Annotated in this window: 19 protein-coding genes; 9 read left to right on the forward strand and 10 right to left on the reverse strand. The window is 65.4% G+C overall.

Going from position 1 to position 22431, the window contains the following annotated elements:
- Positions 1 to 4 precede the first annotated feature (4 nt).
- From NFC98_RS09905 to NFC98_RS09930, 6 genes are all read right to left on the reverse strand, one after another.
- The gene (locus tag NFC98_RS09905) at positions 5 to 2245 is read right to left on the reverse strand and encodes a DUF262 domain-containing protein (RefSeq protein ID WP_254274831.1); all 2241 of its coding nucleotides are present in this window, start codon (positions 2243 to 2245) and stop codon (positions 5 to 7) included.
- Between the two features lie 37 nt (positions 2246 to 2282).
- On the reverse strand, positions 2283 to 2642 hold the full coding sequence (locus tag NFC98_RS09910; protein ID WP_254274832.1) for a DUF2628 domain-containing protein: 360 nt from the start codon (positions 2640 to 2642) through the stop codon (positions 2283 to 2285).
- Positions 2643 to 2731: 89 nt separating this feature from the next.
- Positions 2732 to 3214, reverse strand: coding sequence for a hypothetical protein (locus tag NFC98_RS09915; RefSeq protein WP_254274833.1), 483 nt, complete (start codon positions 3212 to 3214; stop codon positions 2732 to 2734).
- Between the two features lie 19 nt (positions 3215 to 3233).
- Positions 3234 to 3836 carry a hypothetical protein gene (locus NFC98_RS09920; protein WP_254274834.1) on the reverse strand — a complete coding sequence of 201 codons (603 nt, stop codon included), beginning with the start codon at positions 3834 to 3836 and terminating at the stop codon, positions 3234 to 3236.
- Position 3837: 1 nt separating this feature from the next.
- Complete coding sequence (locus NFC98_RS09925) at positions 3838 to 8847, reverse strand: hypothetical protein (RefSeq protein ID WP_254274835.1); 5010 nt, start codon at positions 8845 to 8847, stop codon at positions 3838 to 3840.
- Between the two features lie 58 nt (positions 8848 to 8905).
- A complete protein-coding gene (locus NFC98_RS09930) occupies positions 8906 to 11842 on the reverse strand; it encodes a DEAD/DEAH box helicase (protein ID WP_254274836.1) in 2937 nt (978 codons plus the stop codon).
- Positions 11843 to 12232: 390 nt separating this feature from the next.
- Between NFC98_RS09930 and NFC98_RS09935 the strand changes: the two genes are divergently transcribed.
- Positions 12233 to 12907: a murein L,D-transpeptidase family protein gene (locus NFC98_RS09935; RefSeq protein ID WP_254274837.1), complete on the forward strand. Its 675-nt coding sequence runs from the start codon at positions 12233 to 12235 to the stop codon at positions 12905 to 12907.
- 10 nt (positions 12908 to 12917) lie between these two features.
- On the opposite strand, the gene NFC98_RS09940 is transcribed toward NFC98_RS09935, so the two are convergent.
- A complete protein-coding gene (locus NFC98_RS09940; protein ID WP_254274838.1) occupies positions 12918 to 13385 on the reverse strand; it encodes a hypothetical protein in 468 nt (155 codons plus the stop codon).
- 622 nt (positions 13386 to 14007) lie between these two features.
- On the opposite strand from NFC98_RS09940, the gene NFC98_RS09945 reads away from it, so the two are divergent.
- Both NFC98_RS09945 and NFC98_RS09950 read left to right on the forward strand, forming a co-directional pair.
- Positions 14008 to 14262 (forward strand): hypothetical protein, encoded by a 255-nt coding sequence (locus NFC98_RS09945; protein ID WP_254274839.1) that lies wholly within the window; start codon positions 14008 to 14010, stop codon positions 14260 to 14262.
- Between the two features lie 3 nt (positions 14263 to 14265).
- The gene (locus NFC98_RS09950; RefSeq protein ID WP_254274840.1) at positions 14266 to 15225 is read left to right on the forward strand and encodes a zinc metalloprotease HtpX; all 960 of its coding nucleotides are present in this window, start codon (positions 14266 to 14268) and stop codon (positions 15223 to 15225) included.
- A 22-nt stretch (positions 15226 to 15247) separates the two neighbouring features.
- Here NFC98_RS09950 and NFC98_RS09955 read toward each other — a convergent pair whose 3' ends face one another.
- Positions 15248 to 16474: a DUF4236 domain-containing protein gene (locus NFC98_RS09955; protein ID WP_254274841.1), complete on the reverse strand. Its 1227-nt coding sequence runs from the start codon at positions 16472 to 16474 to the stop codon at positions 15248 to 15250.
- A gap of 161 nt (positions 16475 to 16635) precedes the next feature.
- Positions 16636 to 17103: a hypothetical protein gene (locus NFC98_RS09960; RefSeq protein WP_254274842.1), complete on the reverse strand. Its 468-nt coding sequence runs from the start codon at positions 17101 to 17103 to the stop codon at positions 16636 to 16638.
- Positions 17104 to 17239: 136 nt separating this feature from the next.
- Here NFC98_RS09960 and nfo point away from each other — a divergent pair, with 136 nt between their 5' ends.
- The 6 genes from nfo to NFC98_RS09990 all read left to right on the forward strand — a co-directional run bounded on the left by nfo (position 17240) and on the right by NFC98_RS09990 (position 21757).
- Positions 17240 to 18091 carry a deoxyribonuclease IV gene (gene nfo, locus NFC98_RS09965; RefSeq protein ID WP_254274843.1) on the forward strand — a complete coding sequence of 284 codons (852 nt, stop codon included), beginning with the start codon at positions 17240 to 17242 and terminating at the stop codon, positions 18089 to 18091.
- The gene (locus NFC98_RS09970) at positions 18088 to 18576 is read left to right on the forward strand and encodes a GNAT family N-acetyltransferase (RefSeq protein WP_254274844.1); all 489 of its coding nucleotides are present in this window, start codon (positions 18088 to 18090) and stop codon (positions 18574 to 18576) included. Before nfo ends, NFC98_RS09970 begins: the two co-directional genes overlap by 4 nt.
- A 99-nt stretch (positions 18577 to 18675) precedes the next feature.
- Entirely contained in the window at positions 18676 to 19671 is a 996-nt protein-coding gene (locus NFC98_RS09975; protein ID WP_254274845.1) for a TRAP transporter substrate-binding protein, read from the forward strand.
- Positions 19672 to 20214, forward strand: a complete 543-nt coding sequence (locus NFC98_RS09980; RefSeq protein ID WP_254274846.1) for a TRAP transporter small permease — start codon at positions 19672 to 19674, stop codon at positions 20212 to 20214.
- The gene (locus NFC98_RS09985; RefSeq protein WP_254274847.1) at positions 20211 to 21470 is read left to right on the forward strand and encodes a TRAP transporter large permease; all 1260 of its coding nucleotides are present in this window, start codon (positions 20211 to 20213) and stop codon (positions 21468 to 21470) included. The genes NFC98_RS09980 and NFC98_RS09985 overlap by 4 nt, the downstream gene beginning before the upstream one ends.
- A gap of 89 nt (positions 21471 to 21559) precedes the next feature.
- Positions 21560 to 21757, forward strand: coding sequence for a hypothetical protein (locus NFC98_RS09990; RefSeq protein WP_254274848.1), 198 nt, complete (start codon positions 21560 to 21562; stop codon positions 21755 to 21757).
- Positions 21758 to 21787: 30 nt separating this feature from the next.
- On the opposite strand, the gene NFC98_RS09995 is transcribed toward NFC98_RS09990, so the two are convergent.
- Positions 21788 to 22417: a DUF938 domain-containing protein gene (locus NFC98_RS09995; RefSeq protein WP_254274849.1), complete on the reverse strand. Its 630-nt coding sequence runs from the start codon at positions 22415 to 22417 to the stop codon at positions 21788 to 21790.
- Positions 22418 to 22431: the final 14 nt, after the last annotated feature.

Raw genomic sequence — 22431 nt, forward strand, 5'->3', positions numbered from 1 at the left:
TCCTTCATGCAGTGGCTTGCTGAACCAGCTGGTGTGACAGCAGGTAGGGTGCCTGGCGTACTTCTTCCAGGTGGTAGAGGTGCCAGCCTGCCAGGGTTGGCGGAATTGGGGACGCCTTACCATGTTCGTTCCAGATGCCCACTCGGTGCTCCGGCCAGGCAAGCTCGAAGTTCCCCACGACCTCCCCTTTGGCATCCTCCACGTCCTGCCCGATGACCGGCTCGGGCAGATCCTGGTCGATGATCCACTCAACGATGGGCACGGCTTCCATATCATCCAGGTGCTGCGCCCAGGCTGGAAGCACCGCCAGGGGGTCATCGAGGACCTGCTCCGCCACATGACGCTTCAACTGGTCAACATCTTCAAAGACCTGGTAGCCGGAACGATTGGCGATCTTGATCACGTCGCCATCCTCGTTCAGCAACAGCACTGCTGGGGCGCTCAGGCCAGGCTGGATTCCATCGGGCCAGGCCAGGTCCAGAATTGCCAGGGCTTCACTGCTCTTGGAATCATCCAGCTCGAACTCGAGCTCACCGGTCGGCAGCTTGTGGCTTTCCATCCACGCCTGCAGCTCACGCAGCTGTAGCTCCTCCTCCTCGCTTTCGATACCGCCCGGGACGACACGTACCGACTCCGCGATAACCGTGGCGTCCTGGCTGTCATCGAAATGGTAGAGCTCTTCCAGAAGTCGATTGGTCGCCTCGGCGAGGAGCTCACGCCGCGCCTTCAGGAAATCGGGGTAGTGCTCGATCGCCCACAGCTCACGCTGCATCGGCACCCATTGACTTTGTAACGCATCCGGGTAGCTCTTGAGCACTTCCTCGAAATACTCCACGGGAAGGCGATTGGAGATGCTGAGATTCGAGCCCTTGGTCAGGAAGCAGAAGTTGGCGAGTGAGTTGACCTGCTTGTGGTCGTAGCCAAACTCGCGAAGCCGATGCTTGGGGAAGATGTGATGCAGCTCCAGGGATGAGTTGCTTCCCAGCATGTTCTTCTTGAGCGCAATCCCGAGCCCCCAATCCTGCGCCTCACCGGTACGGGTAAGAAGGTAGAGCAGCGAATAGAAGCGGTTACCACGGGTATGGCCGGCAAAATGGTCGGCGCGAACCTTGAGGCTGCCACGCCAGAGATGCAGCTCCTTGATCAGCGCCTGGATCCCATGTGGCTGGTTGTCGAGCAGGATGTCGAGGTCACGCGAGAGCACGCTCTCGGTCGAGCCAGAGTAGCGCCCCCAGATGGCCGAATGGATGAACCAGAAGAGCATCGCATCCAGGGTGACCTTGTCGGTGATCTTGCCGCCCTGCTCCTCGACAAAGCGCACGAGCACCGGGAAGCTGTAGTGCCCTGTGAGGACCTGTTGATGGTCCAGGCCAAGGCGGTCGCCGATCACATCCAGCAGATAGCTGATGTGCTTGATCGCCTTGTTCAGCCCGACCACGAACTGCTGGCCGTCCAGGTCGTGGATGAAGGAGAACTTGGCCTCGTTGGTGGTCAGGGTGGTGATACAGCGAAGCAGCCAGTCAAGGGAGAAGTGGAAACCCTGAGCCCGCCAGTCATCCAGGGCCTTGCGCATCCTGGCCCGTGCATCCGGCTGAGTGGAGCAGATACGTGCCAGCGCAAGGTCACCCTTGGAGAGCTTGGTCCCGCCACTGTTGACCTTGTTGAAGATCTCCACGACTACGTCCAGAGTCTTGTCCTGACCGGAGATCTGCTCCACATGGACCTCGATATCACGGACATCGCGAAGCCGGTTGAGCCGGTTATTGTACCGACTGCCCTCCTTGAAACTCAGCTCCAGGGACTCAGCCAGTCGTTCGGTCACCGACTCTGCACCGTCGATCATCAGCTGTGTCACGCTGATCCACTTTGGGTCGTTGGCCATCTTGCTGGGCATGTAGAAAGAGAACTCTTCGTTCTCCACATTGAAATAGAGGTCCATGAAGGCACGCTCGTCGCCATCGAAGAAGGCGGGTGGCCTGCCGCGCACGATGCCGTAGAGCGACGTGATGCGCTGTTGGCCATCCAGCAGCAGGTTGACCGTGCCGGCATTGAGCTGCTGGTCGCCCCTGTGCCCTACCGTCGTGGCATCGGTCGCCCAGGAGAGCAGGCTACCCACGGGATAGCGCTTGTAGAGGGAGGTCATCAGGCCGCGAACCTGGTCGCGGTTCCACACGTAGCCGCGCTGAAACTCGGGTAGCGCCGTCTGACCGTTATCGATCTGGTCGAGCAGCGTCGAAATCTTCATGGTTGTACAACTCCCTGCGTATCACTGCTTTCCATGGCTATTCATCTGCATGCCGACCCTTGAGGTACAGCGCCACGGCACCCTCGGGATTCGAGGCAGAGACGGTATCCACATGATCATAGCCACGGCTTGAAAGGTGTTTCTCGCGCCAGCGATTGCCGTTGATGCCACAGGCGACATAGATCCCGAGCGAGATCAGGGTGGCCAGGCCGCCGATAGCGGTGTCGACGGGGAACATGGCGAGCACGATCACGGCGACCAGCAGGCCGGCGCCGAGCCCCCACATCTTCTTGACGAGGGCCCAGATGGGACCGAAGAAGAAGCCTGGCCAGGACCAGCCCTGCTTGACGGCTTCGTGGCGCCCTTCAGGGTATTCAAATATTTTGAATTGCTTCATACAATCCTTGCCATTTATTTCAGGAAGAGAAAAACTCCCTGAAGAATAAAAAGCGGTCAACATTTGATCAAATATTGACCGCGGTATATTTAATTCATCCTTACGAAGCTTTCATATCCTGACTCCAGGGATCCAGTGGAAACACACCTGACGTTAGCACTGCTAACAACGCCATAGGCATTCCTTACAACCACCAAAGCGTTACCAAAAACATTCACTGTCGCTCTTGTCTCTTGGGGGCCGACTTCCCTGACAATGATGTTGATATTTCCAGACATATCTTCAAACCGCGCTCTGTAAAGACCAATATTACCGGTAGGCTCTCCACAGTCCACAACACCCATGCCGGGGTTCAATCCATAATTTGAGGAAATCAACCCCGACGCCTTGTCAACATTGTCAATAGGTATATTATTGCTTGCAAACCACTCGACCGTACTGCTCCAAACTTCATCGTAACTCTGATCAAAAACAAAGTTGTTATCAATATTTCCTTGCTGCATGTTTGAAACGCCAGCAGCTGCACAACCTGTCAGCGAAGCAATAGCAGCCAATGCGATCATTTTTTTCATTTTACCCTCTCCCTTATTATCAAAAGAAGTTTTCTGGTGAACTACTTGAGGAACCACTATCATCAAAGAACCTACCCGGACCCTGAGACACCTCATAACACTTTGAAGCCGCTCTAGACATTGCAGCCATTGAGCCACGCAAGCTGAACTCTAAAAACATTGTCTCAGCATCCTCTCTTGTTATTCTAATCCTAAGCACTTGGCCATTACGCATATCACGAGACAAAGCCTGCTTGTCAGGGATTACATAGTTCAAATACAGACCTGAATCACCTCGCTCGACCTCCATTTTCACAAGCCCATTCTGGATATCCCTGGTATCAACCCGAAAATCAGCTTGCGAATAACCAAAATCCCCCGTGGAAGAATACCTCTCCTCCATCTCAACTCGCGAGGTAAAAACAGGGGAATCGCATAGCCCCGGATAATAGTCAACAGTGAAGTTAGTATCCGAATAACTTGTTGAGTTTGCAGCTCTGAAGGTGCGCTCGTTGCCGAGGTAAAGTTCCAGCGACGCCCAATCACCATGATTGCGGTAGTCGCGCGTATTGTACGTCGCCGACCAAGCGTTGGCTGAAAAAGCGATAGTCAACAAAAAAGCTGAAATAATGTGAAATCTCATATCATGCCTCCTCCTCAAAAATCTCCCATGCCACCCGATAATCCTCTTCCCGATCCGGGCGGAAGAACGGGGCCTTGTACTCCACGGTGGTTTCCCAGGGGCCGTCGGGGAGTGTGTCGTCTTCATAGGTCTTGCGGACGACGCCTTCCTGCATCTCCTTGATGTCCTCCCAGCCAAGGGCGACGTCGTACTCGGTACGCTCAGGGGATTCGAAGGAGTAGTGGATGCCCTCCTTCAGCTCGGCGGGCTTGGCCTTGCGGGGCAGGCCGACGCCGACGAGGCCCTTGCTGGGGGTGAAGACGATGCGGCCGTTCTGGTCGTACCAAGTATCGGCCTCGTACTGGCGCATCACCGGGAACTGCACGCGGTAGATGGTGAGCAGCTCTTCCAGGGTGAGGCCAAGCGCCTGGGCGACGAGGACGTCGATCTCCACCAGGGCCTGGCGGCGGGCGTAGTCGCTGCGCAGGGCGTTATGGCGCTGCCACTCGGGGGTGAGGTTGGCGAAGAAATCCCGGGGCAAGGCGCTTTCGGGGGCATGATCGGCGGCGGCCCACTGCTGCTGGCGGTAGGAGCCTTGCCAGTTGGATTGCCAGAGTTCGGCGTAGTGTTTGGTAAGGCAGCAAAGTAGCAGACCGCGGAACCTGATACGTTCATCAGTAACCAACGGCATCAGACGAAGAACTGACTCGTATAAATCGCCCTTTCCAGTTGTTTTAAGCCAGAAATCGAAGACCAGAGATGCGCAAGCTGCGCCAAAGTCCAGCATCACAGACTGATCTTTGAAGGTGGTGGAAATAACCGGGTGAATGTGTGACACCCCTTTAGGAGCGATCATTCCAAGTAGGGTACGCTCACCTGATTGGCTAAGCTGTCTACGGCAGAACAGCCGATAATACTCCGTCACCAGCCGCTCTCGATGCTCACCCTCCTCCACCCAGGGCACACGCGGGGTACGGTCGCGGTAGGTGACAGTGTCGCAGGCGGGCACATAGTTGGTGCGCGGCAGGTAGTCATCCGGCAGGGTCTGCAGGTCGAGGGTGTCGTAGGCCTTGTTGGTCTCACACACCGCACGAGGCGTGTTGTAGAACGGATTGCCGACAAAGAAGTGGGGGCCTGAGACTACCCACTGTTCCGGGCTTTCCGGAAATTGGGTATCCCGCTTGATAGTGCCGTCTCGCTGGGCATAGGTTTCGTCAAACATCACCGTAGAGAAGTACTGCCCTTTCAGGTCGCCCAGTCGCCTGGGCTGGGCGGCAAATTTCTCCAGCACATTGGTCAGCTGCCGAGCGTGCAGAGCCGGGAGGCGGGCTTCCAGAGCATCGGTACCGGCTTCATCGTAGAGCTGGGCAAAGAGCGCCAGCTCATGCTGACCGATCTCGATGATGCGGTCGCGGTGGCCATCGAAGTTCCATTTCACCTTGACCCGGCCATCCGGCAGCTCCATTTCCTCCTTGATGCCGGGCACCTGTCCTTTACCATCATGGGCAAAGGACATGTCGACTGTGCCGGGAATAAACAGATTCGAAATGTGCTTGAACACCGGTGCTCTGAAGGGGCCATGGACGTTGATGCTGAACAGCGTCTGGTTGTGCACCTCAGCGAACAGCTTGGTCTCATTGATGAACTGGAAATGCTGGCGCAAACGCGGATAAAGCTCCCGCCGAAATCCCGCACCCTTGGGGTCATCGTAGATGCCTTCCGGGTGCAGGAAACCGCTGACGCCCTGTTCATTGGCATGAGCCCAGGCACGGGGCAGGAAGCACTTGTAGAGGTTGGTCTGCACGCCCTTGAGCTGCGGGTAGTTCTGGGTTGCGTTAAGGAACGCCTGGGAGCCTTCGGCCTCGGCCAGCTCGGCAAACCAGGCGGTTTCCAGCTCTGAGCTGCGAGCGAAGGCGGCCTCGCGCTGGTCGGTGAGCTGCTTGGCGCTGAGCTTGTGGAGCACGAAGCGGGGGTTGTGGTCGCCGAGGATGCCGCCCTCCTGCCACTCCACCTTGCGCCAGGGCGGGTTGCCCAGGGTGATGTCGAAGCCGCCGCGGGTGGCGAAGAGATCGGCGAAGGCCAGTTCCCAGTGGAAGAAGCGGTAGTGCTCGCCCAGCTCATTGGCGAGCTTGAGGGTGGCGAAGAAGGGGTTATTGAAGAGCTTCTCCAGGTTGAGCTCGCCGCGCTGGTTGCTCACCTCGCGGGCGGCGCGGGTCTCCTCGCGCAGGCTCTGCTGGGGCTCGTCAGCGGCGAAGAGGTCCTCCACCGGCTTGGCGAACAGGTCCTCGCCAGCGCCGTCTTCCACCGGGTCGCCACCGCCCAGCAGGCTCTCCTGCTCGGGGGCGAAGGCGAAGGTGCCGGCGCTGTTGAGGATGGTGTTGAGGTCGAAGAGCCACTTCTGGCGGTCGGGCAGCTGGTCGACCTTCTCCAGGGGCCAGAACCAGAGGGCGCACCAGTAGTCCATGGCGAGCTTCAGCCGCCGATAGGGCGAGGCGATGCGGGCGTGAGTATTGAAGATTCCGCTGGTGCGGATATCGTCCTTGGCCTGGGTGCTGATGTGGCGCTCCTCGCCGCCCGCCTGGCCCCACAGGGTGTAGCTGTCCTGGGTGCGCTGGCGGTCCTGGGCCAGCATCCGGGTGTGCTCGCGCCACAGGCGGTCCACGGCGTCGGAAAGGCTCTGCAGGGTGCGGATCTCGTCGTCGTCCAGCGGGGCGCAGAAGGCCTTTTTCCACGCCTTGATCGTCTGGAACGCCTCGGGGCGCAGCTGCTTGGCGACCTTGTCGCTGTAGCCGACCATGCCGGGGTCGGGGAGCAGGAAGTGGTAGATTTCGTGCGAGCGACGGCTAGCGCCGGCGTCATCGTCTGATCGCCCAGACATCTGGGCTCCTACAGGGTGGCTTAGCAGCGTTTCCGGAGGCAGGCGGCGCGGGGCCTGGTTGTACCAGTAGCCCTCCTTGGCCTGCTTCTTCAGGGCGCGCACCGGGTAGACCTCGCGGCGGGCGCCGATCAGGCTGTTGCCGGTAAAGAGCTGGTAGCCGAACCAGGGCACGCTGTGGCCGCCGGAGAGGGCGTTGAGCCACAGTGAGACCTCGGCCAGCTCCACGGCGATGGGGTTCAAGTCCACGCCGAAGACGTTGTGGTCGGCGATATGCATCTTCACCCGCTGGAGTTCCTGCTGGTACGCCTCGTGGGGGATGCGCTGGCCGAGCTCCTGCTCCTTGCGGGCGAGATACGCCTGGGCGAGCTGGTTGACCGCCTCGTTCAGGAACGCCGCGCTGCCCATGGCGGGCTCGCACACCGTCAGGTCGAGGATCTCATCGGCGCTTAGCTCGTCGGTGAGCCGCTCCTTCAGGGTGTACTTCACCAGGCTCTTGGTGAGCACCTCCGGGGTGTAGTAGCTGGCGGATTTCTCCCGGTCGCGCCCGGCCATGCGGTAGATGAACTTGCCTTTCGGGTGCACGCGCAGGGTCTTCTTGCCTTCCACGTAGTCGTAGACGCGCTCGTTCTCGTGGAACTCCTCCAGCTGCGCCCGGGTGACGAAGTAGCCGGTATCGAGCTCGTCCGGGTTGATGTTCTTGCCCTTGGGGGCGACCTCATAGAGCTCCTCGGTGGCGAAGAAGCCGCGGTAGCTGAGCAGCGCCTCGTAAACGGCGCCGAGCTGGTTGATGCCGAGCTGGGTGTAGCTGACCCGGCCGCGGCGTCTCTTTCCACGCGCAGAGGTGCTCGGGCGGGTCAGCGACATGCTCTGGATCACCCGCTGCAGGGTGGCGTTGCTGAACACCACGCGGTTGAGCAGCGGGGTCCTGGCCGGGTCGAAGAGGTGGCTGTCCAGGCCCTGCAGGGTGAAGGCGTTGGCGGTGCTCTGGTGCAGCTGGTCGCCCTGGCGGCTGGCCCGGTAGCCCTCGTAGATCAGCGCGAACATGCGCTGCAGGCTGTCGTGGAAGTAGCGCCCCTGCCGGCTCTCGTCGCTGGTCAGGCGCACCATCTCCAGGTCGCGCAGGCTCTCCAGGCTGTAGCCCTGGCGCCAGGTGTCGTCGCCCACGGGCAGGTAGCCCAGCTCCGGGCGCGCCTCGATGTAGAACAAAAAAAGGATGCGGTACATGGTGCGCAGGCACTCCCGGGAGAGCTGCTCCGGGTCCAGGGCGTTCTGGCCGCTGTAGATCCCCTCCTTGCGGCTGCGGGCCTGCTCGATCAGCTGCTCGGCGGCCTCGTTGCCCAAGAGCTCGATGGCCTGACGCAGGGCGTACTTGAGGTCGTCGGAGACGGCGAAGGCGTGCTTGTGGCTGTTCTCGTCCAGGCTGTCCAGGCGGCTCTGGCCTGGGTTTCCCTGTTGATCGACGGGCGCCAGGCTCTCGCGGTGCAGCAGCACGGCGGTGGCCTTGAGGGTGCGGTCGTCGCGGCGGCCGAGGATCTCCTCCCAATCGAAGCGCAGCATGCGGTTCTGGGACCACTTGTAGCGGTCGACGAGGATGCCCTGGCGGTCGGAGAGCAGCAGCACCCAGCGCGGCGGGCTCTCATTATGAGGCGCGGCCTGGCGCAGCACCGCCTGGTCAAGGATCTGGTACCAGCTCTGCCCCGCCAGGGCGTCGAAGTGGGGGCCTTCGCCGAAGAACTGCCGGGCGTCCAGGGTGAGCGAGAGCGGGTCCTCGCCCTCGTTTTCCGGGTCCAGGGCGCCGAGCACCCAGAGTTTGTCGCCCAGGGCGGCGAGCACCGGCAGCTCGGTATTGGCGGCCACCTCGCGGTTGTGGGGCTGCCAGGGAATGCCGAGCACGCCCATCAGCTCGCGGAAGAAGTCGCGCTGCTGGCGGATGCGTTCCACGGCGCTGCGCTCGCTCTTCAGGCGGTGGCGCAGGGCAAAGTAGCCCTGGTGGAGGTTGCGAAGGGCGCGATGGGGCGGCTCGCCCTCGGCCTCCCAGGCCTTGAGGGTCTCGGCCAGGTCGCCCTCGAACACTTCGGCCAGGTAGTGGGCGCTGAAGAATTCGTTGTCGTTGGTCAGGCCAATGAAGGTGGCGGCGGTGTCCTGAACGGCCATGTTCTCTTGCTCCTTTGCCCTGCGGCTTCCGTCGGCCGGGCGCTTTCAATCTAGCCCTTTACTCAGGGTCGCGGGTCAGCACGGCGATGATCTGGATAAAGGGGACCGGCTCGATGGTGAGGGTGTCCTCCACCCAGGTGCGGTAGTCGTCGAACACCGCCTCGATGCGGCCCAGGCGCTGCTCCCGGCGGCTGGCCTTGAAGTGCTCGGCCTGGCGGGAGCTTTCCAGCGCCATCTCCAGCTGGTGGACCTGGCGCGCCTGCAGGGCCTTGAGCTCGGCGAGCTGCCGCTCCAGCTCCGGCCGGGTGGCGGCGCTGAACTCGGCCTGGCGCTGGGCCATCTGTTCCCGGGCGGCAGCGATCACCGGCCGGCGCAGGGCCTCGAGGGGCTCCAGCGCCAGCGGCCGGGCGCGGTTGGGCAGCTTGCCGTCAAGCCCCAGGCGCGGCAGCCAGGTCTCGGCGTCGAGCACCTCGAGCACCTCGCTCTGCTCTCCGGCACCCGCCCGGCCGGGGCGGCAGCGGATGGCGAACCACTCCCAGATCACCGGGTGGGCCTTGCGGTTGGGGATCAGGCCACTGACCAGGAAGACCGCCTCGCCGGCGGGCAGGGTGTCGTTGATCGCGGGGGACTCGGGCAGGGCCAGCACCGGGGCGCTGTGGCGGGCCACCTGGGCGAGGAGCTTCTCCTCCAGCCACTGAATGGCGGGGTGCTGGGGCCAGAGGTAGTGCAGCTTGGGCCAGGCGTTCTCGTCCTGGCGACTGCGGCGGATCTCCTCGGCGAAGCGCTGCTTGTCGGCGGTGAGCACCAGGCTGCCGTGCTCCGGGCGGATCTCCGGGGGCAGGAAGCGGAAGCGGTAGTCGAGGTCGTCCGGCGGCGTCAGGGTAATGGTGGCCCGCTCGGGGTTGGCGCTGAACTCCACCTGGCGCCGCTCGCGGTTGAGCGCCTCCAGGGCCTGGCGGGCGAACTCGAAGTCGCCGGGGAAGAGGCTGTAGCGCTCCACGGTGGGCGAGTCACCCCCGTCCGGCTGGGGCGAGCCCGCTGCCTCGGGGTTGAGGAACAGCGCCAGCAGGTCGTCGCCCTCGTTGCTGTCGTCGGGCTGGTAGCGGGCGTCGAAGGCGGCGGCATCGGTGCCCTCGGCCATGGCCTCCATGGTCAGGGCCTCCTCGGCCTCCGGGTCGTGCACCTTCATGAAGGTGGCCGGGTCGCCGATGTTCTTGTAGGCCTGCTCGTCCTTCTCCTTGAGGATCTCGAGGATGCGCTGGTCGCCGCGCACCTTGGGGTTGTCGCTGCGGTTGATCAGGTAGGTGATGATGGGAGTTTCGCTCTGGCCGTAGCGGTCCACCCGGCCGTTGCGCTGCTGGAAGACCATCAGCGACCAGGGCAGGTCGAAGTGCACCAGCCGGTGCGAGAGGTAGTGCAGGTTGATGCCTTCGCTTGCCACATCGGAGCAGAGCAGCACGCGCAGCGGGGTTTCCGGCTTGCCGAAGGCCTCGACGATGGCCTGCTGTTCGATATCGCTCATGCCGCCGTGGAGGATCTGGATGGCCTCCCCCTTGAGCTTGAGGTCCACCTGCATCCGCCCCTGCAGCCAGTTCAGAGTCTCGATGCGCTCGGAGAAGATGACCAGGCGGTCCTCGGTGTCGCTCTTATTCCAGCCGAACTCGTTGCTCTTCAGCAGCGCGAGCAGCTGCTGGTACTTGCCGAAGCTCGGGGCGTCCAGGTTGCGCAGCGCCAGGCGCAGGCTCTCCAGGGCCTGGATCTCGACCTGCTCGTCGTCGCTGGGCTGGCGGGGGCTCGCCTCGCTGCCGGCGAGCTTCCTGATGCGCTGGGCCACCGAGACCTCCGCCGCCGCAGGCGAGCTGAAGATCGCCTTCTGCAGGCCGATGCGCACCAGTTGGCCGTTGCGCTCGGGCGAGTGCTCGCCGCGATAGGTGAAGGGCACGTCTAGCAGGGCCTGATAGGCGGCCTCTTCCTGGGGCGAGGCGTCCAGGACAATGTCCTTGACCACGCGCTCCTTGAATTCCTGCTGCACCTGGTCGCGGATGTCCTTCTTGAAGCGGCGGATCACCAGGCCCTTGTCGCGGAAGTCCTCCCGGGCATAGTCGTCCGGGTCGGAGATCGCCGTGGGGTCGAGCATGTTCATCAGGCTGGCAAAGGACTTCGCCTTGCCGTCGTGGGGCGTGGCGGAGAGCATGATCAGGGTATCCGAGCGCCCCGCCAGCAGCTGGGCGAGCCGGGCTCGCTGGGAGCTGGTCCCCCGCTCGGCCACGTTGTGGGCCTCATCGATGACGATGATGTCCCAGTAGGCCTCTTCCAGATGGCGGCGGTACTCGTTGTCCTGCTTGAGGGTGTCGATGGAGATGATCGACTTGTCGTAGTAGTAGAAGGGGTTGTGGTTGCCCGGAATATGGTTGCGCACCCGCTGCAGGCCGGCGGAGTCGAGCCTTGTAAGCGGGATAGTGAAGCGGTTCCACAGTTCCTTCTGGAACTGGGTCATCATGCTCTTGAGGGTGAGCACCAGGATGCGCTTGCCGCGGCCGCGGCGCATCAGCTCGGTGATCAGGATGCCGGCTTCCAGAGTCTTGCCCAGACCCACGGCGTCGGCGATCAGGATGCGCTGGCGATTCTGCTTCAGCGCCTGCAGGGCCGGGTCGAGCTGGTAGGGCACCGGGTCCATGGCCGCCTTGTGGCCCAGGTGGATGCGGGCATCCGCCGGGGTGATCTGGCGGCGCTGGGTCTCGATGAACAGCCGGCTCTTCTCGAAGCCGGGGGTCAGGTCCTGCTCGAAGCGGGTCTCTGCGGGGTCGAGCACGCGGATGGCGTCGGCGCCCTCCTCCAGCCGGGTGAGAAAGCGCGCGCTCTTGCCGCTGACCAGCTCCGAGAGGCCGTCCACGGTGAGCACATAGCCGCCGTCATCGCTGGGGTCGGCCCGGCGGACGATCCATTCGCAATCGCGGATCACCACCCGCGCACCGGGGGCGTAACGCGCCTGCATGTCTCTCGCCTGCATCCCCCCGGATTGCGCACCCTGCTCCTGCATCCCGTGCTCCTGCATACCCGCCTCCTTTACCCACGCCTCCACCTGCTTGCCACAAAGGGAAACGCGCTGGAAGCAGCGAAGAGGTTGGCAAACGGGGCCCACATCCCCTGTCACCAGCTCAAGCCGCTAAGTCCATTTGTTGCCATGGGCAGTCACCCAATCGGCTTAGGGTATCACCGGCTCGAACGGGCTCACAGTAGCCGAAGCGGGCCATGTAACATTTCTTGACCGTCCAAAGGTATGGTTGACTGAAACTGCCTGGAGGCCCTGCCAGCGGGCGTCAGGGCATGGTAGATTTCCCCACCTTCGCTCATAGACCACCTTCATCACACCATGCTGCCGTCCATGCCCATCCGTTCGCTCAAGCGCCTTGCCCTTACCCTGCTGCCCCTGCTGCCCCTGCTGCTGGCCGCCGGCCCTGCCGGCGCGTCGCTGATCGACACGGCGGAGCCACCGTCGGGCTACGTGGGTAACTCGCCGGGTCAGCACTTCCTGGATAACGTCGAGACGGGGATCAGCCTGCTGCCCGTGGAGGACGGGGTGGTCTGGCTGCATATCAGCGTGAAGGAGCGCACCCTCTCCGTGGTGCGCGGCCGGCACGTGATCCATGAGATCCCCCACTTCGCCATCGGCATCAATGGCGCAGTCAACCTGCGCACCCGTGGCAGCGCCATGACGCCGAAGGGGGAGTTCCGGGTCGAGCGGATCAACCCCAATAGTCAGTACGCCACCTTCATCGGCATCAACTACCCGAACCCGCGGGTGGCCGACCAGGCGCTGGCGGAAGGGCTTATCACCCTGGAAGAGGCCGAGCGGATTCGCCGCTACTACCAGCAGCATCGCCTCTCCTACCCCAATACCGCCCTGGGGGGCGACATCGGCATCCATGGCCTGGGCAACCGCGACCCCTTCCTGAATCGGCGTGTCGACTGGACCGAAGGCTGCCTGGCCGTCGAGAACGACCAGGTACGCCTGCTCCACTCCCTGGTTGAGATCGATACCCCGGTGTTGATCCAGTAGGCCTGCCGCTCTACCCGGCCGTGGCCCGAGTGGCTAGGTGCAGCCGCCCGGCGACCTCCTCCAGCTCCTGAACGATACCCTCCATCGCCTCGATGCGCGCGTCGAGGTACTCCTGCGCCTCGCCGTCGGTGGCGTGGCGGCTGTCCAGCTGTGCCTGGCTGGCGGCACTCTTCAGCGCAGTGGCCAGCGCGCGAAGGGTGTCGGCGCTGCGGTGGGCCTGGGCGGCGTTCTCCCGTTCGGCGTCGGCGCCGTGGCGGAAGAAGATCGGCACCACGCTGTCGTCGGCATCGAAGGCGATGGCATCACGCAGGGCGAGGATCGACGAGTCGTAGCCGCACCCGGTGCCGCTGCCATTGCCGGCGCTGTCGCGCACGAGGTGCCCGGCATGGTCAAGGATGCGCCACTCGAAGGGCTCATCTCCGTAGACCTCGATGCAGCCGGCTTCATAAGGACGGTCGATGCGGTGCTGAATGTTCATCTCGGTGGCCTCCGGACAGGCTGTGGCAACGCCAGCAGGATCGCGGCGCCGCTGGCTAACGCTCTCTCCAGCATAGGGGCAAGTGAAGGACGGGATCTTGACCTGGCCCCGGGAATCCCCGGTTAACGTGGCGATATCACACCGGATGGAACCCCGCGCCGTGCGGCGGAATGGGAGACGACGAGGCGGTACTGGCATGGCCCGTTATCAGGGCGAGCCTGGAACGCAGGACACAAACGAGAAGGGAAACAGGGGGGTACAACAGATCGGCCGTCCCTGGCCGGGCAACCTCGCCGCTCAGGGGAGGTAGGCCTCGATGGCCTCTCTCGCGGCCTGCTGTGCGATGGCGTAGGCAGCCCAGTGGCTGAGAACTTCGCTATCCAGGGCAACGGTCGGAACGTGGATGGACATGGCGTGTCTCCTCTGTATTGGCATGACCAATTAACCACGAATATCGATTTTTGTCGAGAGTCGCGACAATTTGCCACTTTTGGCGCCAAAAACGTCCTGCCGGCAAGGAGCTAGGCCGCTCCCTTGACCTGGCGCCTCGCCATCCCGGGCCCCGCCTGCGATGCTGAAGGGGAATCCTCGCCGGACGAGGGCATCATCGGAGAGCGCTGCGATGCAGGAACACGAGCGGACCCTCATCGCCCTGGACGATCTGGGGCGCGAGTACATCATCGACATGTTCGTCAGCGTGCGGGACATCAGCGACCTGGCCCATGCCGGCGCCGTCGGCGGCGGCGGCGGCGAACCCAGCTTCCGGACCCGCGAGGGGCACGCCGTCACCCATCTGGGCGGCGGGGAGTTCTCGGTGCGGTTGCCGGGGGAGGAGCAAGGGGTGACGGTGCGCACCGACGACCCGGAATTCGTCTGACCCATGCCCACGGCCGCAACGAGCCTGCTGCCCAACCGGCTGAAGAATGCCCTGCAGCACCTGCTGATCCTGGCCGGCCTGGCCCTGGTGCTCGCCGTGCCCGGCTACCTGCTGGCCGGCCTGTTCGGCGTGATCTGGTGTTTCGCGCTGGTGGCGCTGACCCTCTACCTCAGCGGCCGGGTACCCGCCCGGGTGGTGCTCGCCAACGCCAGTGCCGGGCTGCTGCGCCGCCACCAGGCGCCCGAGCTCTACCGGGTACTCGAGGCGCTCTATCGGCATGCCGGGCTGACGGCCGAACCGCTGCTCTTCTATTCACCCTCACCGGGACTGAATGCCTTCGCCGTGGGCGATCGCCATGACGGCGGCATCGCCATTACCGAGGGCCTGGTCCGCACCCTCAACCTGCGCCAGCTCAGCGGGGTGCTGGCCCACGAGGTGAGCCACCTGCGCCATGGCGACACCCGGGTGATGTCCATGGCGGCCACCATGACCCGGCTGACCATCTGGGGCGCCTTCCTGGTGCAGCTCGGCCTGGTGATGATGCTGCCGCTGGTGATGGCCGGGGAGATCGAGATGCCGTGGCGGGAGCTGCTGGTGGTCGGCCTGACCCCCACGCTGAGCACCCTGCTGCAGCTGGCCCTGTCGCGAAACCGCGAGTACACCGCAGACCTGGAGGCGGTGGCGCTGACCCACGACCCCCGCGGGCTGGCCTCGGCGCTGGCCGTGCTGGAACGCCACGACAGCCTGTGGCTGACGGCCATATTCGGCCGGCAACCTCCCGCCTGGCTGCGCTACCTGCAGACCCATCCGCCCACCCATGAACGCATCCGGCGCCTGCTGGCCCTGGACGGGACAGCGGCGGACGGCCCGGCCCCCCGGCGCGCGCCGCCGCCGGAGGCCCCGGTGGTCATCTCGCGCCCCGATGCCCAGGGCCGGCGCTACTGGATCCTGAGGCGACGCTGAAGCGCCGCCCGGCGACAGGTGGCTAGATCAGCTTGAACGGCTCGATATCGCGGAAGATGCCGGTGCGGGTCATGTCGCGACGCAGGGTGAACGCCTCGAGGGCCTGGACGGGATCCACCTCGTCGAGGCGGTCGAAGTGGATCTGCTCCCACTGGCGGCGGCTCACCTTGGCGCTGAACAGGTACTGGTCGCGCTCGCCGCCGGTGGCGGGGTCGATGACCTGGCGATACCCGGAGACCCTCGCCTCCTCCACCCGCGGCAGCCGGGCGAAGACGGCTCCCAGCACCCGGAAGGCGATGCCGTGGACGTGGTCGCGGTAGAGCTTGCGCTGGCGGGTCGCGCTGAGTCGGCGCGACGAGAGCCTGAGGCGGGTCGCGGGCAGGCGCCAGAGCCGGTCGGGCATCTCCTCCTCACCCGGCAGGTCGATGTCCACGGCGATGGTCCGGCCTGCGTCCCCCAGGTCGAAATCGACCAGCGTCTCGCGAGGCCAGTCGATCTCGGCGAGGCGCTCCGCCAGGGTCTGCTCCATGGCCGCCGGGTCTTCCCAGACGCCCTCGCTCTCGCGCTTCTGCCGGGCGAACTCGCGGGCATCGAAGTCGGCCTTCTGCCACTCCCACTGCCGGTAGGCCTCGCCATGGGCGGTGCGTCGCTGACGGTTCTGCGCCTCGTGGCGCTGGCGGGCCGGCGGCCACAGGCGGTGCCACCAGGCAGCCGCCGGGAGGACCAGCGGGGCGGGAGGGGCCTCGGGGAAGTGGCGGGCCTCGTAGCCCTGTTCGTCGGGGGACGGGGTCTGCTCGTGCAGCCGGCCCAGGCGCTCGATGTCGGCATTGAGCCTCTCGCAGTGGGCCGCAAGCTCCGCCCGCAGCGCCGGCTCGGCATGGCGGCGCAGCACCCGCACCTCATCGCGGCTCATCGGGGTGCCGTCGGCGTGGCGGTAGCGGACCTCTCCGGATGCCTCGATCTCCAGCTGCAGGGCCAGCTCGCCCCCATCGGCCAGGTGGGCCTCGAACCCGGAGGCGCCGCCGCCGGCCGCGGCCCCATCGCCCGAGGCACCGGGCGGCGAGGCGCGATCGAGCGTCTCGCGCCAGGCAAGGCCGGTACCGGGAATGCCGCCATGGGCCTGGACGCCCCGCGCCCCGACGCTCAGGCTGGCCCCCCGCGGCCCCACCGAGAGGCCCAGGCCGCGCTTGCTCAGGTTGAGCCTGACGCCCGGCGCAAGGCGAATGCGACGCTGGAAACGGAATCCCACGCTGACCTCCCCTGTCGAATGCGCTGTCCTGACCGCAGCCTAGCACGGACGGCGGTTCCGGGCCCCGGTGCCGGCCCCAGACGCAGGAGGGCGGCGCCCGTCACCGGACGCCGCCCTCCCGATCCCGGGCCAACCGCCAGTCGGCCGCCCGAGAGTCCCGCTTACTGGGCGGGCTGCTGCTGTTGCTGCATCTGCTGCTGCATCTGGCGCATCTGCTCCTGCTGCTCCTGAACGCGGCGCTCGAGCTCGTCGCGCTGCTCCTGGGTCAGGGTCGCCTGGAGGCGAGATTGCATCAGCACGCTCTCGGCGGTCATCTCGCCGGTCAGCTGGCCGAGACGCTCGGCATCCTGGCGGATGGCGGCCTCGTCGAAGTCGTGGCCGATGTTCTCCTGCAGCTGCATCTGCACCGACTGGGCGTCGGCCTGCAGCGACTGGATGCGCTCCTGGGAGTCGCTCAGCAGCGCCACCAGCTCCTGCTCCTGGCCGGCCTCCAGTTCGATCAGCTCGCCCAGCTGGGCCACCTGGTCCTGGGCGCTCGGCGGCCCGCCCTGGGGCATCTGCTGGGCCAGGGCCGGGGCCGCCAGGGCCACGGTCAGCGTTGCGGCGGCAAGGGACTTCGCGAATGACATGCAATCTCCTGATAAATCATTGGGATGTCACGACCCTAGCACGTCACCGAAGGGAATGGCACCCACCGCCCGGCGACGACTTGCGCTAGAATCGCAGGCCACCATCCGTGACAGCCAGGGAGCCATCGCGTTCAACATGAAATACCTCGGAGCCCATGTCAGTGCCGCCGGCGGCGTCGACCAGGCGGTGCTGCGCGCCGTGGAGATCGGCGCCGACGCCTTCGCGCTGTTCACCAAGAACCAGCGCCAGTGGAAGGCCAAGCCGCTGGATGACGCCACCATCGAGGCCTTCCGTACCGCCTGCCGCCGCCACGGCTTCGGCCCGGGACAGATCCTTCCCCACGACAGCTACCTGATCAACCTGGGCCATCCCCAGGCCGAGGGCCTCGCAAAGTCCCGGGCGGCCTTCCTGGACGAGATGCAGCGCTGCGAGCAGCTGGGCCTGACACTGCTCAACTTCCACCCCGGCAGCCACCTCAAGGCCATCGACGAGGCCGACTGCCTGTCGCGCATCGCCGAGTCGATCAACGAGGCGCTGAGCCGCACCCGGGGCGTGACCGCGGTGATCGAGAACACCGCCGGCCAGGGCAGCAACCTGGGCTGGCGCTTCGAGCACCTGGCCACGATCATCGAGCAGGTGGACGACCGCTCCCGCGTCGGCGTCTGCCTCGATACCTGCCACGCCTTCGCCGCCGGCTATGACCTGCGCACCGCCGAGGCCACCACCGCCACCCTGGACGAGTTCGATGCCGTGGTGGGGCTCGACTACCTGCGCGGCATGCACCTCAACGACGCCAAGAGCGAGCTCGGCAGCCGGGTCGACCGCCACCACAGCCTGGGCCAGGGCAACATCGGCCTGGCCTGCTTCACCACCCTGATGCGCGACCCGCGCATCGACGGGATCCCCATGGTGCTCGAGACCATCGACCCGTCGATCTGGGCCGAGGAGATCGCCTGGCTGCGCGCCCAGCAGGAGGCCACCCCATGATCCGCATCCGCCCCTTCCAGCCCGAGGACTGGCCGGCCCTGTGGGCCTTCATCGAACCCGTGTTCCGGGCCGGCGAGACCTACGCCGTGCCCCGCGACATCACCGAGCAGGACGCCCACCGCATGTGGATCGAGCTCCCCCGGGCGGTGCGTGTCGCCGTGGACCGGCGCGGCACGCCCCTCGGCACCTACTATCTCAAGGCCAACCAGGCCGGCCCCGGCGACCATGTGGCCAACTGCGGCTATATCGTCGCGCCGGCCGCCCGCGGCCAGGGCGTCGCCGCCCGGCTCTGCGAGGACTCCCTGGCGCTGGCCAGGGAACTCGGCTTCTCGGCCATGCAGTACAACCTGGTCGTGTCGACCAACGAGACCGCGGTGCGCCTGTGGCAGGCCCATGGCTTCGCCATCGCCGGCACCCTGGCCGGTGCCTTCCGCCATCCGGCCTTGGGCCCGGTGGATGCCCATGTGATGTACCGGCGGCTGTAAGCCGGCGCCCCGGGAACGATTGACGCTACCGACGGGCTGGGGCATGCTCGATCGCTGTTGGACACCACAAGCCGTTGACACCAATAAGGAAACAGAAAAATGAAAGGCTTCCTACGCAGCACGCTGGCACTCTCCGTCTCGCTGGCCCTGGCCACCACCGCCCAGGCCTCCGAGTTCGCCGACATGGACCCGGTCACCCTGCGCCTGGCCCACGTGGTCAACGAGCAGGACGGCTTCCATATCGCCGCGGTCAAGTTCCAGGAACTGGTCGCCGAGCGCACCGAGGGCGCGGTCAGCGTCGACATCTATCCCAACGCCTCCCTGGGCGACGAGCGCACCCTCCTCGAGGGGATGCAGATCGGCACCGTGGACATGGGGGTGATCACCAATGGCCCGGTGGCCAACTTCGTCGAGGAGATGGCCGTCTTCGAACTGCCCTTCCTCTTCCCCTCGCCGGAGGCCGCCTACGCGGTACTCGACGGCGAGATCGGCCAGGAGCTGCTCGACAAGCTGGCGGACGTCAACCTCAAGGGGCTGGCCTACGCCGAGCGCGGCTTCCGCAACCTGACCAACAGCGAGCGGCCAGTGAACTCGCCGGAGGACATGGACGGCCTGCGCATCCGCGTGATGGAGAACCCGGTCTACGTGGACACCTTCCGCGAACTGGGCGCCAACGCCATCCCCATGGCCTGGACCGAGGCGCTCACCGCCATGCAGCAGGGCACCATCGACGGCCAGGAGAACCCGGTCAACGTCATCCACTCGTTCAAGCTCAACGAGACCCAGACCTACATGACCCTCTCGCGGCACACCTATGCGCCGGCGATCTTCGTGATGGGCATGCCGGCCTGGAACCAGCTGCCGGACGCTGCCCAGGAGGTGCTGGTGCAGGCCGCCCAGGAAGCCGCCGAGCACGAGCGTCGGGTGAATGCCGAGATGGAGGCCGAGCAGCTGGCCGAGCTGCGCGCCGCCGGCATGGAGATCATCGATGACGCCGACCTCGAGGCCTTCCAGGCCGCCGTGGCGCCGGTCTACGAGACCTACGGCGAGCAGTTCGGCGACTACCTGGAGCGCATCCAGGAGGCGCTGCAGTAAGTGCGAGCCCTCCCGCGTTCCCTGCTGGGCCTGCTGCAGCGGTGTGAGCGCGCCCTCGACGCCGTCATCCAGCCCGTGGTCTTCGCGGGGATGGCGGCGTTGATCGGCGTGATCACGCTGCAGGTGGTCTCCCGGGTGCTCTTCACCGCCGTGGGCTGGACCGAGGAGGTGGCCCGCTTCCTGCTGGTGTGGATCACCTTCCTCGGCGCCACCCTGGCCTTCCAGCGCGGGCGCCACATCGCCGTGACCTTCGTGGTGGACGCCCTGCCGCTGCGCCTGCAGCAGCTGGCGCGCATCGCCGCCGTGCTGGTGGCGCTGGGCTTCACGGTGGCATTGATCGTCATCGGCCATCGCTACATGCAGGTGCAGAGCTTCCAGAAGTCCGCCTCGCTGCGCATCTCGATGACCTGGATCTACGCCGTGATCCCGCTGAGCGGGGCCCTGATGAGCTGGTACGCCCTGGTCGACCTGCTCGAGCTGCTCGTCAAGGGGCCAACGGCCGGTGACCCGGGCAGCAGCACCGCCGAGGAGCCTCCCGCATGACCGGCCTGCTGTTCGTGCTGTTCTTCGTCTTCATGCTGCTGGGGGTGCCCATCGCCCTGGCCATCGGCGCCAGCACCCTGCTGGCCCTGAATGCCCAGGGCGTGCCACTGATGGTGGTCACCCAGCAGATGTTCCAGGGCATCAACTCCTTCGCCCTGGTGGCGGTACCCATGTTCATCCTGGCCGGCGACCTGATGGCCCAGGGCAAGGTCAGCGAGAAGCTGGTGGACTTTGCCGACTCGCTGTTCGGCTTCCTCAAGGGCGGGCTGTCGATCGTCTCGGTGGGGGCCGGCATGTTCTTCGCCGCGATCTCCGGCTCGGGGGCGGCCACCACCGCCGCGGTGGGCTCGAGCCTGGTGCCGGAGCTGCGCAAGAAGGGCTACGACCCCGCCTCGGCGGCCAGCCTGATCGCCGCCAGCGGCACCATCGGGGTGGTGATCCCGCCCTCGGTGCCGATGATCATCTATGCGGTGATCGCCCAGCAGTCGGTCTCCAAGCTGTTCCTCAACGGCTTCCTGCCGGGGCTAGCCATGGGGCTTGGCCTCGCCGCCATCGCCATCGTCCAGGCCTACCGACGCAACTACCCGCGGGGCACCGCCTTCTCGCCGGCCACCATCTGGCGCACCCTGAAGAGCGCCAGTTGGGGCCTGATGACCCCGGTGATCATCCTCGGCGGCATCTTTTCGGGGGTGTTCACGCCCAGCGAAGCGGCCGTGGTGGCGGTCAACTACGCCCTGCTGGTATCGCTGTTCGTGTACCGCGACCTGCGCCTACCCGACGTCTATCGCATCCTGATCCGCTCGGCGATCACCACCTCGGTGATCATGCTGGTCATCGCCACCTCGGCGGTGCTCAGCTGGACGCTCTCCAGCTGGCAGGTGCCCGGCGCCATCGCCCAGGCGGTACTGTCGCTCTCCACCAACCCCTACGTGATCATGCTGCTGGTGGTGGCGGTGATCCTGCTCACCGGGGTGTTCATCGAGACGGCCAGCGCCCTGATCATCCTCACCCCGGTGCTGCTGCCGCTGGTGACCCAGCTCGGCATCGACCCGATCCACTTCGGGCTGATCATCGTCGTGGGGCTGGCCATCGGCATGATCACCCCGCCGGTGGCGATCAACCTCTACGTGGCCTCGTCGGTCACCCAGCTGCCGCTGGAACGCATCACCCGCGCCATCTTGCCCTACCTGCTGGGGCTGATTGCGGTGCTGCTGCTGGTGGTCTACGTGCCGATCCTGGCCGGCTGGTCCGGTTGAGCCCGGCGCGACTTGACCCGCAAACGGCCAGCCAGCAGGCTGGCCCCACTGCCCTGTGCCATGAACCTCATGCCCTCAAGGAAAGCCCCGTGATTCGATCCCGACACCTGCTGCTGCCCGCCGCCGGCCTGGCCCTCGCCCTGCTGGCCGGCTGCACCACCTACACCTTCCCCGACGGCAGCCGCGAGACCCTGTGGGGCGTACCCACCGAGGACGAGACCAAGACCCCGGAGGAGCGTCAGGCCGAACCGCTCCAGTACCGGGTGCCAGGCGAGATGCCGGAGTAAGGCCGCTTCGGGCTCAGAACTCAAGCCGATTCAGGGGTGTGACCCCAAGCGCCCGGTTTCCTCGACTTTCCTCGACACCACGCAGAGGTTGTTGGCGGGCATCTCCACCACGCGCGCCGGCGCCAGGACGTGACGAGCGGCCTCGGCGGTGACCTCCGCCAGGTCGCGGATGCCCCAGCGGGGATCCCGGCGCCTGAGGTCGGCATCGAAGGCCGCATTGCTGGGTGCCGTATGGCGCCCCTCCCGCCGGAACGGCCCGTAGAGCACCAGCACGCCGCCTGGCACCAGGCAGCCCCCCGCCCCCGCCATCAGCGCCTCGGTCGCCGCCCAGGGCGAGATATGCAGCAGGTTGATGGCCACCACGGCATCGAAGGTCCGCGACGGCCAGTCGCCTTCCACGTCAAGCGGCACCGGCTCGCGCAGGTTGGGCAGGCCCGCGGCCTCGCGCCAGGCGGCAATGGAGGCCAGGGCCCGCGGATGGGGATCGCTAGGCTGCCAGGTCCAGCCCGGCTCGGCACTCGCGAAGTGGACGGCGTGCTCGCCGCTGCCGCTGGCGATCTCCAGCACCCGCGCCCTGGCGGGCAGCACGTCCCGAAGGACCTCGAGGATCGGGCCTCGATTGCGGGCGGCGGCAGGGCTCTGCAGGCGGGAATCGGTCATGGGCGCTCCTTATG

Source organism: Halomonas sp. 3H, from assembly GCF_024206005.1.
GTDB classification, from domain to species: domain Bacteria; phylum Pseudomonadota; class Gammaproteobacteria; order Pseudomonadales; family Halomonadaceae; genus Halomonas; species Halomonas campaniensis.

What these genes read in the sequence shown, in the direction of transcription:
- NFC98_RS09905 (WP_254274831.1), bottom strand. Translation starts at nt 2,245, where the DNA reads ATGAAGATTTCGACGCTGCTCGACCAGATCGATAACGGTCAGACGGCG.
- NFC98_RS09910 (WP_254274832.1), bottom strand. Translation starts at nt 2,642, where the DNA reads ATGAAGCAATTCAAAATATTTGAATACCCTGAAGGGCGCCACGAAGCC.
- NFC98_RS09915 (WP_254274833.1), bottom strand. Translation starts at nt 3,214, where the DNA reads ATGAAAAAAATGATCGCATTGGCTGCTATTGCTTCGCTGACAGGTTGT.
- NFC98_RS09920 (WP_254274834.1), bottom strand. Translation starts at nt 3,836, where the DNA reads ATGAGATTTCACATTATTTCAGCTTTTTTGTTGACTATCGCTTTTTCA.
- NFC98_RS09925 (WP_254274835.1), bottom strand. Translation starts at nt 8,847, where the DNA reads ATGGCCGTTCAGGACACCGCCGCCACCTTCATTGGCCTGACCAACGAC.
- NFC98_RS09930 (WP_254274836.1), bottom strand. Translation starts at nt 11,842, where the DNA reads ATGCAGGCGCGTTACGCCCCCGGTGCGCGGGTGGTGATCCGCGATTGC.
- NFC98_RS09935 (WP_254274837.1), top strand. Translation starts at nt 12,233, where the DNA reads ATGCCCATCCGTTCGCTCAAGCGCCTTGCCCTTACCCTGCTGCCCCTG.
- NFC98_RS09940 (WP_254274838.1), bottom strand. Translation starts at nt 13,385, where the DNA reads ATGAACATTCAGCACCGCATCGACCGTCCTTATGAAGCCGGCTGCATC.
- NFC98_RS09945 (WP_254274839.1), top strand. Translation starts at nt 14,008, where the DNA reads ATGCAGGAACACGAGCGGACCCTCATCGCCCTGGACGATCTGGGGCGC.
- NFC98_RS09950 (WP_254274840.1), top strand. Translation starts at nt 14,266, where the DNA reads ATGCCCACGGCCGCAACGAGCCTGCTGCCCAACCGGCTGAAGAATGCC.
- NFC98_RS09960 (WP_254274842.1), bottom strand. Translation starts at nt 17,103, where the DNA reads ATGTCATTCGCGAAGTCCCTTGCCGCCGCAACGCTGACCGTGGCCCTG.
- nfo (WP_254274843.1), top strand. Translation starts at nt 17,240, where the DNA reads ATGAAATACCTCGGAGCCCATGTCAGTGCCGCCGGCGGCGTCGACCAG.
- NFC98_RS09970 (WP_254274844.1), top strand. Translation starts at nt 18,088, where the DNA reads ATGATCCGCATCCGCCCCTTCCAGCCCGAGGACTGGCCGGCCCTGTGG.
- NFC98_RS09975 (WP_254274845.1), top strand. Translation starts at nt 18,676, where the DNA reads ATGAAAGGCTTCCTACGCAGCACGCTGGCACTCTCCGTCTCGCTGGCC.
- NFC98_RS09985 (WP_254274847.1), top strand. Translation starts at nt 20,211, where the DNA reads ATGACCGGCCTGCTGTTCGTGCTGTTCTTCGTCTTCATGCTGCTGGGG.
- NFC98_RS09995 (WP_254274849.1), bottom strand. Translation starts at nt 22,417, where the DNA reads ATGACCGATTCCCGCCTGCAGAGCCCTGCCGCCGCCCGCAATCGAGGC.